Genomic DNA, 15,150 nt, shown 5'->3' with positions numbered 1-15,150 from the left:
GCCAGCATATCACAGGATGCTGCAACGCATCCGAAGTCGGCTTTGATCCCAAAGCAGACGTGACGAAGTCTTGCTGCACGCGCTCGCAGCGCGAAAAGTTCTGCGTAGGCGTAAGGTTCATTGCTGCCGTGCAGCGGGGAAACCGATCATTCATGCAGGTCGTAGCGAGAAACGCTGCTGCAAATTTTGCTACACATTCTGCATTCGCAACTGTGGAAAACGCCGCAGTGTTAGGGTCAGGAGAATGAAAAATTGCGTTTACATTGAACCGCCCGCCGCCTGAGTGATCTACCGACTTGCCCGCGGTGTTTCTGGCATTGCTTTGGTGGGTCAATCTGGGCTGAAAATTAGCATCTCAGTTGCTGTCACCTGGATAACATCCTCGCCAAAGGTAAGAAAATTCAGCTTTCACGCGCGCTACTTCCAAGCACAAATTTTCGAATTGGGTAAAAACCTGCATACACTCTGCACAATTTGATGCGATATCATCCATTATGAAGACTATCCGCAGATCGTTGTTTGCCAAAATATTTTCCGCCATTGCGGCGACCGCAGTTTTGGTCGTTATGGTTATGGCGGTGATCGTCGCGTTTTGGATGCGGGATGGTTTTGCCCAGTATCTGCTTCGAGGTGAACTTGCGCGGTTCGACGACCTGACATCCTCTTTGGCTGACGTCCATCCGGGCGGTTGGACCCAGTTCGCAGATAATCCGCAACAATGGAGCGATTTTGTGCGCACGCATGCTCGACGTCCGGGTATAGACAGCGGCCGACCGCCTCGTCCTCCGCCCGGCGGGCCGCCGCCAACGGCAGGAAAGCCGCCACCCCTTGGCGCAGGTGGTGAAGGCCTGAGACTGGACGAACGGCTTGTTCTACTTGATCGCGAGGGCTATCAACTTGCAGGCAATCCGGAACGCACGAAGGTGTTTGAACGTCGCCCGATTTGTGCGCAGGGCGATTGTGCCGATGGAGAGCTTCTCGGCTATCTTGGAATGAACGCACCCGTCGCAGCGGAGAGCGCCAGTGATGCCTTCTTTCTGCGCGGCCAGTATCTGTCTCTCCTGCTGGCCGCCTTGATTGCAATCGCCGTTTCAGCCATTGCGGCCTATATCATCGCGCGTCAGTTGCTGGGGCCGATCAGGCGGTTGGAAGCTGGCGCGAAAACCATGGCGTCGGGTAATTATACGGCGCGGATCAGGCAGAACCGCAAGGATGAGTTGGGTCAGTTGATCGGCCACTACAACACTCTGGCCGCAACGCTTGAACAGACGGAAAGGGCCGAGCGGGAGTGGATATCGAACACCAGTCACGAATTGCAGACCCCCCTCGCGGTGTTGCGCGCCCAGATCGAGGCATTACAGGATGGGATTCGTCAGCCCGATGAAAAGACACTGACCGAGATGCACGCAGCGCTGATGCGGCTGTCCCGTTTGGTGCAGGACCTCAAAACGCTTTCTTACGCGCGCGAGGCAGAATTGGCGGCCAATTTTGCCCGCGAAGACCTGTCAGGCTTAGCACGTGTTTCCGCTGACGCGGCGAGATTAAAGCTGGTCGCGCAGGGCATTGATCTGGACCTTGATCTGGCGGCCCCGATGCTGATTGAATGTGACGGCGTGCAGATTGGTCAGGTCATTGATAATTTGCTTGAGAATGCGCGCAGATACACGGACGGACCGGGAAAGGTGCGTATGAATCTCGAAGAGATTGACGGTTTTGCCGTTCTGTCCGTCGATGACACGCCGCCTGCGCCGCCGGATGCCGATGTTGGTCGGCTGTTTGACCGCTTTTTCCGCGCGGAGGGTTCAAGATCACGCGCATCGGGTGGGTCGGGATTGGGCCTGTCTGTGTGCAAGGCGATCGTCGAGGCCCACGGCGGTACGATTTCCGCTGGACACTCGGTCTTGGGCGGGCTGCAAATCATAATACGATTGCCTAAGGATACCGCATGACAGCGCCACGCATCTTGATCATAGAGGATGAGGTAACCCTTGCCGAAGTCGTGCGGGATTATCTGATTGCAGAGGGTATGAGCGTCGACTTGCTGGCCGAGGGCACAGGCGCTGTCGAGATGGCCCAGGCACAGCAGCATGATCTGGTCATCCTTGATCTAATGCTGCCCGGAGTCGATGGTCTGAAGATCTGCCGCGAACTCCGCAAAACATCTGATGTGCCGATCATCATGACAACCGCAAAAGTAGAAGAGATCGACCGCCTGCTGGGGCTTGAGCTTGGAGCCGACGATTACATGTGCAAGCCTTATTCCCCCCGCGAACTTGTTGCGCGGGTCAGAGCGGTCTTGCGCAGACGTCCCTCCGGCGGCGTGATCGAGCATGCGTCGGAAGATATACGTTTGATGATTGATGCCGACAAATGGCAAGCGACGATTGATGGCATACAGCTTGGCCTAACACGGCGGGAATTTGCGTTGCTGCAATCGCTTGTCGCGCGTCCGGGGCGGGTCTTCTCGCGCGACCAACTGCTGTCGCTGGCTTTTCCGGATGATACAGAGGTTTTTGACCGTACCGTTGACAGCCACATCCGGAATATGCGCCGAAAAATCGCGGCCGTCAGCTCATGGGATCCCATCCGCTCGGTCTACGGTGTGGGCTATGCCTACGACGGCTGAAGCGGGCAACAGTTGCGTTCACACTGCAACATGAGCTGAAATTGAAACAGCAGACGTTTTTTTGTTGTCTGCATTTTGCCTGCATAATTGCTGCAAACTCACTTCTCAAAGAACGGGCAAACCGAACCTGTGAATGGCGAATCAACGCCAATACAGGAGACGAAAAATGTTCGTAGAAAAACTCAGAGCGATCCGAGCGCAGTCCGCAGCAAACCGAAAAACTCCGATCTACAGATCGACCGTCCCGCGCATTCGTGGCAACCAGTACATCATTATTGCAACGACTTTCGCGGCCGTCATCCTTGGTGCGCTCAATATTTCGGCGCTTCGGGCAGACAGCGTCTCGGACACTTCAGGGCAAAGCTTTTCGGTCGCACAAGCCGCACCTGCTGGACAGGGAAACCGCGCGGGCCGTCCCCCTCGTGAAGCGCTTGAAGCCTGCGCGAATGTAGAGCCGCAGTCGGCATGTTCATTCAACAATCGCGAGGGCGACACAGTCCAAGGCAAATGCATGTCGCCCAAAGCAGATGTGCCTTTGGCATGCGCGCCTGCAAACGCGCCAAAGAACGGCTGATTTTTAACCCTCTCCCCACTTCTAAAAACATCTCCGAAAGGAAAGCTCATGGGATCCCTCATAAAGCTGCCCGTATTTCTATTTGCCTCGGCAATCGCTCTTTCTGATGGACGCAAAGCGTCGTCTGCGTCAGCCGCGCGCATCACCTCCTCCGAGACGCATATCGCGCACTCGGTCGATCCTCAGCAGAACGCTGATGCAAAGGTTTGGTCAAATAACCTTGCGGCCAAACTCTCAAAAGTTGGGCCAGGCCGCGAGGCCTCAGAGCAAGGTCGGTCAATCGGTCGTCTGTCGGAGTCTAAGAACTGGAGTGACACATGAAACAGAGATATCTGGGCGTCATTCCTGCCACCATATTGGCAGCGGTTCTGTTCACGCCTCTCGCCGTATTTTCGGAGGAAACCCTCAGCCAAGTTGACCAAGATCACCTCAATGATCTGGTGAAACACGGGCAGGGCAATGTTGCATTCTTGGAGGCGTTCGAGGCAGGTGACGAGCTATCCGAATTCGACTTTACTGCTGACCACGGGGTCGGTGCCAATATCGGCGAAGGCCGCCGCTTTACACGGTTTCCGCGCGCCGATCTGGACGGAGATCAGGAGTGGGCCAGCCATTTCCCGAAACGCGAGGGCGGTGCAAACGCCACAAGCTGCATAAGCTGTCACAGTGCGCCCTTCGCCAACGGCGCAGGAGGCGTCGCGATGAATGTGGTCCTTGATCCGGATCATACCGGCGATCCAAGCCAGTATCTCGAACGGAACACCACGTCGCTGTTTGCGCTTTCCATACCGCAACGCCTCGCAGAGGAAATGAGCGTCGAGCTTTACCTCCAGCGCGAAAGTGCAAGGGGTCTTGCCTGTTCACAAGGTGCAACGACCGTAGCTCTTGTGGCCAAGGAGGTTAAGTTTGGCACCTTGTCATTGACCCGCATCAACACGGAGCCTTGCGAAGTTAATATTGATACAAGTCAGCTGGCCGGTATCGACGCTGATTTGGTGGTTCGCCCGTTCGGCTGGAAAGGCAATCACGCCACAATTCGGTCGTTTACCCGTGATGCGGCTCACAACGAATTGGGTTTGCAGGCAACCGAGCTGGTCGGCGCGCAGGACGGTGATTTTGACGGTGTGATCCATGAGCTCAGCGTTGGTGATGTGACCGCTCTTACCCTCTATATGGCGGCGCTTGAGCGGCCTGTCAGCACGGTTGAGCTTGCAGAGTTTGGGTTGATCAATCTCACGGAGGCGCAGAGTGCAGAAATCGCCGCCGGAGAGCATCTGTTTACCACCGTAGGGTGCAGCAGCTGTCACGTCCCAAGTATGGAAATCGCCAACCCGACATTTAGCGAGCCGAGCCGTGTTGCAGGATACGCCGATATTCTGTTTCCAGACGGGTCAAATCCCGGCGCGCACGGGTTGGGTTCTGATACCGCGGTCACGTTCGACATGCGGCTGGATCCACCGAACAATCAGGTACTGCTGGACGATGGCGGGGTGTACTATCTGGGCGCGCTTGAAACTGACGCAAAAGGAAAGGGGACCGCCCGCTGGTTCTCCGACTTCAAACGCCATGACATGGGACCCGCTCTGTCAGATCCGTCCGATCCGCTCGGCATGGGCGCATCAGTGTTTATGACCCGCTCGCTTGCCGGTGTGGGCTCAACCGGTCCATGGTTGCATGACGGCCGCGCGACGACCCTGGATGAGGCGATTCTCGCCCATGGCGGTGAGGCGGCGGCCAGCCGACACGCCTATGCTGCGATGTCTGAGGCGGATGCCGCGCGGATCGTGACCTATCTCGAAAGCCTCATCTTGTTCAGTGCCGATACCGAGCACTGATTTTTAATCTTTAATACAAACGATGGATACGCCTGATGACCCTCAAATCCCACCTTTGGCCAAGCCTTCTGGCGCTCGCCTCTCTTAGCGCGGCACCAATGGCGCTCGCCCATCCCGATCTTGATGAATTTTCTGAAACTGCCTTCGCGCAACAGCCACAAACCGTGGACTGCACATTGGAGAACGGCACAGCATCGACTTGCTATAAAATCATAGTCAATTACCTGCCCGAAGATCTGGAGATCGGACCCTTCTGTCCAGCGACCTTGACGGATGCGGGTGGCATCTGGGAATGGACCGGGGAGAACGCCAAACTCTACCGCGTGGATGAGACATTCCTGCGTATGCTCGATGATCTGGGGTATCGTTTCTTTGACGAGGACGGGACTGTTCATGTGGTCGACGCGGCAACCGAACAACCCACAGTGGATCACGCCTGCATCAACGTCTCGCCCGATGAAAGTGTCGAGATCACAATGCTGCTGCCGGTCACCCCTGTGATGGCCGACCGCCCGACCCCCTTGGGGACAGTATCCAAGGTTGGCGTGGCCCTGAACGGTGTGCCGGTTTTTTCAGACGCGCCCAGCATCCAGCAGACAGGGCACATGCCCGCACTCGATACCTGCGGTGGCCACATCGACCCCGGCGGATGGTATCATTGGCACGCAACCTCGACGGACATTGAAACGGTTTTCGCAGCGAGTGGTGTCACTGCGGACTGCGCACTGCAGCAGGATAGTGCTGCCCTGTTCGGATATGCATTTGACGGGTTTCCAATGTTCGGCAGCACCGAGGCTGACGGGACCGTCGCAGCCGGTCTTGATGCCTGCAACGGCCATGTCGGAATGACGTCCGCTGGTGAGACATATCATTATCACGCGACGGACGATTTCCCGAACCTGCCAGCTTGTCTGGCCGGTGTGCAAGCTGCAAATAACTTCTCGACAACGGCAACTGCTGGCGTTGGCGCCACACGGGCCGGTGCAGATGGACGCAATGAACCACCACGCCCCGATGGCGGTGCTCTCGGACAGATGCCACCGGATTTTTCGCAAGCCGCTGACGCGCCTGGGGTGACACCGGATGACCTGATGCAAGCTTTGGGTGATCCCCGTTCGGGTCCACCTGACCTTGCTGCCGCCGCAAAAACGCTCGGTGTGACCGAGGAAACCCTGCGTGCTGCCTTGCCTCCGCCACCGAACCGCTAAATCAAGCGCCGGGCAGATGCGTCTGATCGGCCCTTCCACAGGATTTTGACATGAGTGATACGTACACCACCAAACGCTGCATCGGACGCAGGCACCTACTGATGGGTTTGGGGGCAACCGCGCTTTCGGCCTGTACCAGTCGGATCGAGGCTTCAGCACGCGTGCCCGTGACTGCGGCTAATGATCCGTTATCCCGGTTTCGCTTTTTCGCCGATGATGGTTCCGAAGAGTGGATGAAGCATTTGCACCCCCGCCAGTCTTCGTGGTCTGCCACAGGACCACGCGTGCTGGCGCTTTCGGGTGGCGGGGAGGATGGCGCATTCGGTGCAGGCGCGCTTGTCGGCTGGTCGGCACGCGGGGACAGACCTGATTTTGATCTCGTAACTGGCATTTCGACCGGTGCCCTGATTGCTCCGTTTGCCTTTATGGGACAGGACTATGACGATGTTCTCACCCGAGTCTTCACCCAAACGGATGCAAGTGATATTATGCGCTTGCGCCCCTTTCAGGCGGTGTTCAGTGACGCGCTTTATGATACCACGCCTCTTGCGGAACTGATCGCGGAATTTACACCGCCTGCCTTCCTGCAGGCCGTCGCACAGCGGCACGCGGCAGGCAATAATCTGCTTGTTGTTACCTCGGAACTCGACAGCGCCCGGGCCTCGGTCTGGGACATGGGTGCGATTGCGCAAGCAAGGCAATTTGATCTGTTTCGCAGTATCATGCGAGCCTCTGCGGCACTGCCAGGCCTCTTCCCGCCCGCCAATCTGAGCTTTGCATCGGGCGGCAAGACCTATTCCGAGACCCACATCGACGGTGGCGTTCACATGCAGTTTCTTGCCGTGCCCAGCTTTGCCTTCACCACGCCGGATCAAGAGCTGGAAGGCGGGCATATCTACGTGATCATCAACAACACACTCAATCCTGCGCCAGCATCTGTCGGGCGATCTGCATTGAGCATATCGCAACAAGCACTCACAACGACAGGACGGGCAAGTGCGTTGTTACAAGTCAACGCAACACAGCTATTTGCGCGCGAATATGGGATGCGTTTTTCTGTAACCTCGATCGATCCAAATGCGGGTGTTCAGTATGATCCGTCGGATCGATTTTCATCCACATACATGAACGCGCTCTATCGTCACGGCACAGAGCGTGCGCGAAGTGGCTCGCTCTGGACAAATAGCTAAGAGAAACCCGTCGTTCACTTAAGGCGCTGACAACAAGAAACGGGCACGCAGAGCATGCCCGTTTGAGTTTGTCGATGGGACTGCTTAGTTTGTGGCAAAGCAGTAGAACAGGCCGTCACCGCCTGTCCCTTGCAACGCTTCCATGCCACACCCGCGCGACGGATGCGCGGAGTTCCACGCTGTCGGATGATCACCGCCGCCCGTGCGGTCGTGGTGACCGACCATGGCAGAGCCTTCGCCGCTTGTGGTCCAGCCTTCGCACGCATCGCCAACCAGATTTCCGTCAAGGTCTGAACCGGTCAGAATGTCATGGCGGTTTGGTTTATCACCGCGGCCGTTGATCACTGCACCTGTCTCGGAGATTGCCGTCTCCTTGGTCAGATTGTTGCTGTCGCTGTGCAGATCATCGACGCTTTGCGCCACGACAACACCATCGGCGTTCATCCACGGGCCGGTTCCGATCCGGTCGCGCGCGTTCTGCTCGGCTGATGACAGGTAGGCAGCCCATGTCTTGCCCGTCACGCCCGCCGCTTCGGCAAGAGTGGTGCAGTAGGCATCCGCACCTTCCAAACCGCCCAGATCAGCCCCGTTTCCAAGGTTCGCGCTGGTGATGAAAAAGCTCATATCCGCGTCTTGAGCCGATGCGAGGGTCGCGCCCGTCAGAGATAGGGCAGTGGCGAGGATAAGTCTGTTGATCATGGTGATCTTCCTTTGAGGTTATAGTTGGAGGTTGTTCAGGGGCGTGGTGGTCGGGCCGTTGCATCACATACTGCGGTCGGGTCATCCGAGACACAGCCATATTCCGCGCTCATACAACCAAGGATCGCGTTCGATCCCGGATCACCAGCATGGTAGTGATAGCCCAGATGATCCGTCTCATGCCCGTTGCAGCGGTCAAGCCCGGTCTGGGTTAAGCCATCTGTCATGTTCTGCGCATAAATTTGGTAGCCGTCCATGGCGATGCCAATCTGGCCGCCGTGGTCCGACAGATCCGAAAGTTCGGTCAGGCAATCAGTCACAGCGTGGTAATGATATCCTGCATGCGGGTTCACATGTCCGCCGCAGACATCGAAGGGGGCGATTGTATAAGCCCCGAGGATCGCATCCGTCGGAGCAGCGGCCGCCAGCGAAACTTCGTTGCGCGCAACGCCAGCGCCCGCAAATCCGATGCTGCGCCCACGCAGAAGCGGCTGGGGTTCAACAGGGATTACATAGGTTTGGGTGGTGCCCTCGGGCATGTATTCGACCAAACACTCTACACAATGATTGGTATAGGCCGGATCGACATCAGGGCGCGCAGCGGCAAGGCATGCTTCAAGGCTGTCTGTCACGTTGATTTTTCCCGTCGACGGATCGGAGAGCTGCCATGTGCCAACGTCATAGAATGTGGAAAGGTTTTGCATGAACGCGCCGTCGGCCACATGGACCTTACCGTCTTCCAGCCAGATGCCGCTTTTATCTGGTCCATCGGAAATATTGGTCGGACACCACGGACCCGGGGTATAGCTGGCCGGCTCTGCAATCACCGTGATCGAGAAACAAGTCGTTTCGGTCCCGCCCGAGAGCGTGCAATCCACTATGGTTGGTCCCGCAACAACCTGTGCTGCGTCAAAGAAACTCTCAACCTCCTCAAGCGTGGTCTGCGCCTGCACGTGGGACGGGAGTACCAATACGGCTACTACGGTTGCGAGGGCGGTTCGGTGAAATTGCGGTAATTCCATGCTGCTCTTCCTGCTCTTCTTCTGATCATTGCACCTCTTATACAGGAATGGCGCAATTTTCCGTCGCTTCAAAGCTCGGAAAGTAGTTTGGCAAGCAAGACTTTGCCGAATCCGTTACCGCCGCTCATACGGTTCTGGGCAAGTTGGAACGCCACATCGGTATGACAGCCTTATTATGAAAACAGACAGACAACCCAAAGTTTCTGCGGGCAATCTGTTTGCTTCTCGCGGGAGGCGTGGCCCCTTTAGCTGACCAGCTGGAACGGAAGATAACTGGACCCCTTTTTGAGAGACGGCTTTCTGCCGCCAGAACGCCGCTCAGAACATCAATAACCGTCTGCACTCGCTGGTTAGTCTGTTGCGCCAGTCGGTCTTAGGGCGGTTGGCCGGATATGAAGTCGTGCCCGAACCTTCCAAAAGGGTTGATCAGAGCGCAGAACAGCGCCAACATTCAGGTGAAGGCACTTTTTTTTGGGAATGTAAATTTAGACGACTGAAGTATTTTGACAAAGTTAGGAGATTCCATGGCTACCAATCCATTTCTCGACGCATGGACCAAAGAAGAAAAGACGCGCTCTGACGCGCTTATGGCTTCGATCAACAAGGCGCTCTCCGCCTCGAGTTTTTTGTCCAAGGTGGACAAGGCGACAAAGGAGAAGCCAAACACACCCAAACCGCCCAGCGACATCAGCAAGCTGTTCGACAAGGCGCTCGGCGATGCTGTCAAAGCGGGCACGCGAACCTACGGTGGTATGAGCGTCGATACCGAGATGACCTACAAAGTCGAAAAGGACAAATGGCGCGCGACCGCAAAGGCTGATGCCAAGTTCATCAAAAAGAAAATCTCGTCCAAGACAGTGACGGTGAAAAAAGGTGATACGCTCTTCAAACTCGCGGAGTCCCACTATGGGGACGGCATCTATTATCCGGTGATCGCGGACGCAAACGCAAAGCAGGTCAAGTTCAAGGGCGACTTTATCGTCGTGCATTCTCAACTGACTCTACCGGCGATGGACGTGCTGGACAAGAAGGCGGAAACCGCATGGATGACGTCTTCGATCAAGGGCGACTTAACCAAATATAAAGAGCAAAAGGGCAATGAGATTTGCCTGCCCAGCATCGACTTTGATCTCAGCAAATCGAAACCTCTATACCTTTCGATCAACACCGGCTTTTGCCTCTGCAAGATTACCGTGACGCTGACCGGCGCGATCTCAGGCTTCAAGGACGGCGTAATCAAGAACAAGTTCAGCGAAAGCGGCTATGCCGCAGAGATGTCGAAGGAGCTGAACAAATACACGACCGTCGATGTGGGCCTGGTAAAGGGCAAGCCCGAAGGCACGATATCGACCGGGCTGACAGGCTCGCTCGGGAGCTTCAAGATCGCTATCTCGAATGATTTGAAAGCAACCGCCTCAGTGAGCTCAAAGAAGGTCACCAAGAAAGTCGGGAACTATACATTTGAGGGGAATGTCGGCGCGACCGTCTCGCTGGATTATCAATGTGTGCCAGGCGACCTGCCGCCAGGAGTGCGCGAGACATGGGACGCCTACGATGTGTCCGAGGAACTGCATAAAAAAACTGCCGCCGCAGGGGCGGTTATCCTTGTCGGAGGCGCGGTTATCGTCACGGCACCGGTATCTGTTCCCAGCGGAATGGTCAGTTTTGGCACCGCCGCGACAGGAGGGGCATTGGCCGCATTTTAGAGCTTTTCCTGAATAACTTGAGACACATATTATCACCTAACGTGCTCCAATCTCTTATTTAAGGAAGCGTTAGGTGACTCAGGTTTTTCGAAAACTGCTTCAGGCGCGATCTGCATCCTTCAGACGCCCACGTCGATCAAGGCGGCAAGGACGGCACAGTCTGCGCATTCAGACCGGCGATGTTCATCCGAGTGTCATCCGCCAAGTAGATTCCGTGTTTTTAGCGAAGCTCTCCGACCTTTTCCGGCGTTGTCCCAACGCCCGAGAACAAGCGCTGGAAGAAACGCACTGCGTAACTCTATCCCGCTCAAAGCACCTTGGAACTATGCGTTCCAGCGTGTGAGATACTGCCGAAGGGGGGCGGTTTGACCCGATGCCCCTTCGGCATGGTTGGATGACTTTGATGGAAGCGGACGTTGCTGCGCGAGTAGCGAAGGGCAGCAACGTCCCGCATTGCCGACATCGAACGGGCCCAAATGCTGCGCAACTGTTCCAATGACCGCTTCGGGGAAGCGGCGGCGCGGCGACACGTGGTTGCATCAATGTCCGCAAAGGGCCGAGAGTGACGTCGGACCTGGCCGACGTGGTCGGCACCGGCCGCTGCGCCGCCGCATGACCGCTTCGAGCCCACACCTACCGAGGTTACACTCGGCTGCAATGTCTGCTGTTGAGAATTTGACGGAATGGTGTTCTCTATACAGCGAGTGAAGCTGTCAGCTTTGAGTACAAATACATGCAATGGATACTTCAGGATTTTGAAGACACTCGGAAGATGGCTGATGCGCTTGATCGACTGGGGTTACCCTACTCATGGCACCAAGTTGTTCCGTTTATCGGCGAACTAATACCAGCACCGACTATCAACGACCCACACGCAGTGGTCATGTTTGGTTCGTATACCCTATGGCGATACGCAAGGAACAACGACCTCAAGCCCGGCGTTTTCAAAATCAGGCCTTTTGTCCATGAAGTATCGTGGCACCCGTTTCTTCTAAATGGCGCGGATGCTCTTTTCTTAAAGCTACGAGATGTTCCAGAAAAACTTCCCGATGATGGAAAAAGCTGGTTCCTACGCCCAGTAGAAGATAACAAGGAAGAGCCGGGAAACGTAAAGTCTACTGGTGACATCATTGATTTGGCTAACAAGGTACTGGCATTAGAAGAACGCGAGATACCCAAAGGATCACTTCGTCACGATACAGAATTGATGTTCACGGAACCGGTTAATATTCTCAAAGAATGGCGACTGTGGGCAGTCAGAGATAAGATTGTGACTTTTTCTCTCTACAAAGAGGGCTCACGCATCGTATATCGAAATGAGATTGATGAGGATGCCTTAGAATTTGCCAAAAGGCTGGTGGAGGCAAACCCAGGTTACGCACCCGCTTATGTTATCGACATTTGTCGCACAAAAGATGGACTCAAGATGCTTGAAACAAATTGCATCAATGCTGCCGGTTTCTATGAGGCAGACCTATTGGAACTAGTATCATCAATTGACGAACTTGCGGTTAGCTAGCATGAGAATATGGCTACTCGCTGGTGGTTCATTCACAGACTGAACGAGAAGACATTTTAGAAAACGCGGGTCTTGACGATTGGCACGACATATTGACAGCCCACCCAGAGTAAGCAAACCGCGACATGGAGAGCTTCCCACTTGGTGGTCGAGAATTATAGGCATTCGATGTCCCAACTGTGCTCGGCCCCAATCCCCTCGAAGAATGCATTCAACCAACCCTTATCGCATATACAATCGAACGGATTTCCACATGTGCGGCGGTTGTGGAAAGCTCCTCTATTTGACTGGCAATCGGCGCTTCCGGCGGTTTTTCCTTCTTGTTTTACCAGTATTTTGGGGAGTCAGTATTTTGGGACATTCCGTTTTCAGCAGAGTTAATGGCCTGAACATTTACCGTGAAGCCCGGGGCGGCTATGAGCCTAATTTCTTGGGGTTCCTTTTGATATGTCTGATGATCTGGTTTACCGTGAGCTTATTGTACCGATTTGAAATTGTTGGGGTTGCGACATCGAAAGATTAGATGACGAACAAGCTGGTTCCAGTACTGAAATTCTGATGGATCACAGGCCGACAACCTGAACTAGCCGCTATCCATTGATTGGATACCTGAATGCGATGTGGTCACTGGCGCAAACCCAGGAACGACTACTTCGTCCCGCATTACCGGCGTCGATGCGGTCTGCAGCGAATGTTTTCAACGAGCCCGATTTGTCGAATTTTGCGCTAAGAAGGCATCCTGGCTATTGCTCTTGTTTGCATTGCTCCAACGGTTCCCTAACGACTAGGGCCGTTTGGATGGCACTCTCAGCTTCATCGGATGATATGAACCCGGCTTCTAACATTTCTGACAGTACGAAATCTCGTCGATCAACAGCCCGCTCATATGATCTAACAGGATGATAAACCATTGGCGCTTTGGGTAATGCTGCCAAGTAAGCGATTTCCTCAAGCTTCAAATCGTCAATAGATTTTCCGAAGTAAGCCATGGACGCGCCCGGAATTCCAAAGCACGTCTGCCCTAGGAAAACTTGGTTCACATACCAATTTATAACTTCATCGTGTGAGAGCGCTTCACCTATGACAAATGAAAGCGCTACTCTTTGAAGTTTCCCTGCCCTCGGGTAAAGATACCAACGTCCAATCTGTCGGGTGACGGTCGAGTTTTGAGGTGGCCGTTCAAAAAAGAAGCGATCCTCTGCCGCAACGAATGCTAGCAGAGCGACGCTGGGTATCGTCGGCCAACTCCTCGCTAATTCTTGATAGCGCTGACGTATCTGATCGGTGCTCGGAAGCTGTGGCTCTGTGTTCTGGCCCATAGAATCATTTGCCGAGATGATGACCACAAGAGTGGCTAAGAGTAGGTGCGAAAAAAGGCGCATAGGGAAGCCAGTCAAACAAAGTTATTGAAGCCTACGATGGAAGGAGCTTGATTGCGAGCCAATCCATCGATTGCATGGGAAAACGAATTCTTAAACATCGGGAAGCCGCCATTCGTGCAGGCGCTGCGAACAACCGCTTAGTCCCGCAGACTTTGAGTTCAGCAACAACCTGAATTCGCAGGTGCAGCGAACGGCTGGTTCGACGGGCCGCAACGCAGCAATCCTGATGTTCGGCCAAGGTCGGCTCTGGGCCGTCCTTGACGTCGCTATCTGGGCAGATCGAAGAGTATGCTGCGACCGATCTAATGGCGGCAAGGAGCCCATAGCGAAAGTCTTGATTTCGCGCTGCGTGCACTCGCAGCACAATTTTTGTCGCGGATGATCGGTAGACCAAATTGTGCCGCTTCAGCCAAAGCGGCCAATCTTTCATGGCGCGGGGAGAAATCTGGACCGCGATTTATGGGTCGCGGGACAGAGCTTGGTTTCGGTGCAATGAATGGCTAGGTTTGGTGTCGGAAACCATTGCTCGTCTTCAATGGATCGCAACGTCATCAACGCGTCAACAGCAGTGGGATGATCATCGTGTTGCGCTATATGGCGATCCCTCATGAGCGGGCCGTCATTGCCGAATTGTTCAAAATCCAGTCCGTTGCATTTCCAAATCCAAACAAGCTTTGATGTGACGAACGCAAAGCCTTATTTTGCACCGTCCTGAGCGGGAAAAACGCTCGTTCCAAGCTGGCGGTCCGCACAAGCTCAGACCAGATATAATGCGACCGCCCCGCTCAGTTGCTTTGGTCGGTCTTCAAAACCAGAGGACTACAGATTCTGCTTGGACAACCCGTCCAACGTTATGAATGACTGCACAAGTTGAACCGCTGAATTTGCGGCAACGCGCCGCCTCTCCAGCCGCAATTGCAACGTTGTATCCGTCATGTTTTTGGACAGAAACCCGTTCTCTTGAACAGGCTCTTCCTTAAATTCTTCGAGCTCGTGGCGCGCTAATTCAAACTGTGCTCCCAGTGCCAAACGACGGCTGTCGAGCTTGTTCGAAATGGGCTCCAACAAGAGCAGGTTATGGAACGTTTCACCGTTCATGCGCCGATTTTTCAGGATGACTTGCGTGCGCCTGTTTTCTTCTAGAGCCAATCTGATCTCGGCGCGGGCGGCATCGTTTTCCAGATCACTTTGCAGAAATCTGCAGTTTTGCCCCAAATGCGCGTCCGTCGTACCCGTCATGTCGCGGAAGGCACGGTTCATATAAATCAGCGGCTGGTCGTCACGGTCCAGGTCTGACAGTGTCAACGGGTACGGCGCACGATCCAGCGTTGCGTCAAGTGAGCCAAAATCTAGTTTGCTTCTCTCGGTCAATGAGATACCTTTCTTGAC

At 54.8% G+C, this 15,150-nt stretch carries 12 protein-coding genes; 8 read left to right on the top strand and 4 right to left on the bottom strand.

What is annotated here, in order from left to right:
• The first annotated feature begins 494 nt into the window (after window positions 1–494).
• From Z945_RS19320 to Z945_RS19315, 6 genes are all read left to right on the top strand, one after another.
• Window positions 495–1,949 carry an ATP-binding protein gene (locus Z945_RS19320; protein ID WP_025050875.1) on the top strand — a complete coding sequence of 485 codons (1,455 nt, stop codon included), beginning with the start codon at window positions 495–497 and terminating at the stop codon, window positions 1,947–1,949.
• Window positions 1,946–2,626, top strand: coding sequence for a response regulator (locus Z945_RS0104230; RefSeq protein ID WP_025050874.1), 681 nt, complete (start codon window positions 1,946–1,948; stop codon window positions 2,624–2,626). Before Z945_RS19320 ends, Z945_RS0104230 begins: the two co-directional genes overlap by 4 nt.
• 166 nt (window positions 2,627–2,792) lie before the next feature.
• A complete protein-coding gene (locus Z945_RS0104225; RefSeq protein WP_025050873.1) occupies window positions 2,793–3,200 on the top strand; it encodes a hypothetical protein in 408 nt (135 codons plus the stop codon).
• Between the two features lie 317 nt (window positions 3,201–3,517).
• On the top strand, window positions 3,518–5,035 hold the full coding sequence (locus Z945_RS0104215; protein ID WP_025050871.1) for a di-heme oxidoredictase family protein: 1,518 nt from the start codon (window positions 3,518–3,520) through the stop codon (window positions 5,033–5,035).
• Between the two features lie 35 nt (window positions 5,036–5,070).
• Window positions 5,071–6,243, top strand: a complete 1,173-nt coding sequence (locus Z945_RS0104210; protein ID WP_025050870.1) for a YHYH protein — start codon at window positions 5,071–5,073, stop codon at window positions 6,241–6,243.
• Between the two features lie 50 nt (window positions 6,244–6,293).
• Window positions 6,294–7,433, top strand: coding sequence for a patatin-like phospholipase family protein (locus Z945_RS19315; RefSeq protein ID WP_025050869.1), 1,140 nt, complete (start codon window positions 6,294–6,296; stop codon window positions 7,431–7,433).
• Between the two features lie 84 nt (window positions 7,434–7,517).
• On the opposite strand, the gene Z945_RS0104200 is transcribed toward Z945_RS19315, so the two are convergent.
• Complete coding sequence (locus Z945_RS0104200; protein ID WP_206537301.1) at window positions 7,518–8,132, bottom strand: hypothetical protein; 615 nt, start codon at window positions 8,130–8,132, stop codon at window positions 7,518–7,520.
• A 35-nt stretch (window positions 8,133–8,167) separates the two neighbouring features.
• Window positions 8,168–9,154: a YHYH protein gene (locus Z945_RS0104195; protein WP_025050867.1), complete on the bottom strand. Its 987-nt coding sequence runs from the start codon at window positions 9,152–9,154 to the stop codon at window positions 8,168–8,170.
• Between the two features lie 524 nt (window positions 9,155–9,678).
• Between Z945_RS0104195 and Z945_RS0104190 the strand changes: the two genes are divergently transcribed.
• Together Z945_RS0104190 and Z945_RS0104185 are read left to right on the top strand one after the other, a co-directional pair.
• A complete protein-coding gene (locus Z945_RS0104190; protein WP_025050866.1) occupies window positions 9,679–10,860 on the top strand; it encodes a LysM peptidoglycan-binding domain-containing protein in 1,182 nt (393 codons plus the stop codon).
• 772 nt (window positions 10,861–11,632) lie between these two features.
• Window positions 11,633–12,379 carry an ATP-grasp domain-containing protein gene (locus Z945_RS0104185; RefSeq protein ID WP_206537300.1) on the top strand — a complete coding sequence of 249 codons (747 nt, stop codon included), beginning with the start codon at window positions 11,633–11,635 and terminating at the stop codon, window positions 12,377–12,379.
• A gap of 743 nt (window positions 12,380–13,122) precedes the next feature.
• Here Z945_RS0104185 and Z945_RS21015 read toward each other — a convergent pair.
• Both Z945_RS21015 and Z945_RS0104170 read right to left on the bottom strand, forming a co-directional pair.
• Complete coding sequence (locus Z945_RS21015; RefSeq protein ID WP_025050864.1) at window positions 13,123–13,698, bottom strand: transglycosylase domain-containing protein; 576 nt, start codon at window positions 13,696–13,698, stop codon at window positions 13,123–13,125.
• A gap of 882 nt (window positions 13,699–14,580) precedes the next feature.
• Window positions 14,581–15,132 carry a PAS domain-containing protein gene (locus Z945_RS0104170; protein WP_025050863.1) on the bottom strand — a complete coding sequence of 184 codons (552 nt, stop codon included), beginning with the start codon at window positions 15,130–15,132 and terminating at the stop codon, window positions 14,581–14,583.
• Window positions 15,133–15,150 lie beyond the last annotated feature (18 nt).

The organism is Sulfitobacter noctilucae (genome assembly GCF_000622365.1).
Lineage (GTDB): Bacteria > Pseudomonadota > Alphaproteobacteria > Rhodobacterales > Rhodobacteraceae > Sulfitobacter > Sulfitobacter noctilucae.
The sequence above is the reverse complement of the archived record's forward strand: the minus strand, read 5'-3'. Positions and strand labels throughout refer to the sequence as shown.

What these genes read in the sequence shown, in the direction of transcription:
- Z945_RS0104200 (WP_206537301.1), bottom strand. Translation starts at nt 8,132, where the DNA reads ATGATCAACAGACTTATCCTCGCCACTGCCCTATCTCTGACGGGCGCG.
- Z945_RS0104210 (WP_025050870.1), top strand. Translation starts at nt 5,071, where the DNA reads ATGACCCTCAAATCCCACCTTTGGCCAAGCCTTCTGGCGCTCGCCTCT.
- Z945_RS19320 (WP_025050875.1), top strand. Translation starts at nt 495, where the DNA reads ATGAAGACTATCCGCAGATCGTTGTTTGCCAAAATATTTTCCGCCATT.
- Z945_RS0104185 (WP_206537300.1), top strand. Translation starts at nt 11,633, where the DNA reads ATGGCTGATGCGCTTGATCGACTGGGGTTACCCTACTCATGGCACCAA.
- Z945_RS0104230 (WP_025050874.1), top strand. Translation starts at nt 1,946, where the DNA reads ATGACAGCGCCACGCATCTTGATCATAGAGGATGAGGTAACCCTTGCC.
- Z945_RS0104215 (WP_025050871.1), top strand. Translation starts at nt 3,518, where the DNA reads ATGAAACAGAGATATCTGGGCGTCATTCCTGCCACCATATTGGCAGCG.
- Z945_RS0104225 (WP_025050873.1), top strand. Translation starts at nt 2,793, where the DNA reads ATGTTCGTAGAAAAACTCAGAGCGATCCGAGCGCAGTCCGCAGCAAAC.
- Z945_RS21015 (WP_025050864.1), bottom strand. Translation starts at nt 13,698, where the DNA reads ATGGGCCAGAACACAGAGCCACAGCTTCCGAGCACCGATCAGATACGT.
- Z945_RS19315 (WP_025050869.1), top strand. Translation starts at nt 6,294, where the DNA reads ATGAGTGATACGTACACCACCAAACGCTGCATCGGACGCAGGCACCTA.
- Z945_RS0104190 (WP_025050866.1), top strand. Translation starts at nt 9,679, where the DNA reads ATGGCTACCAATCCATTTCTCGACGCATGGACCAAAGAAGAAAAGACG.
- Z945_RS0104195 (WP_025050867.1), bottom strand. Translation starts at nt 9,154, where the DNA reads ATGGAATTACCGCAATTTCACCGAACCGCCCTCGCAACCGTAGTAGCC.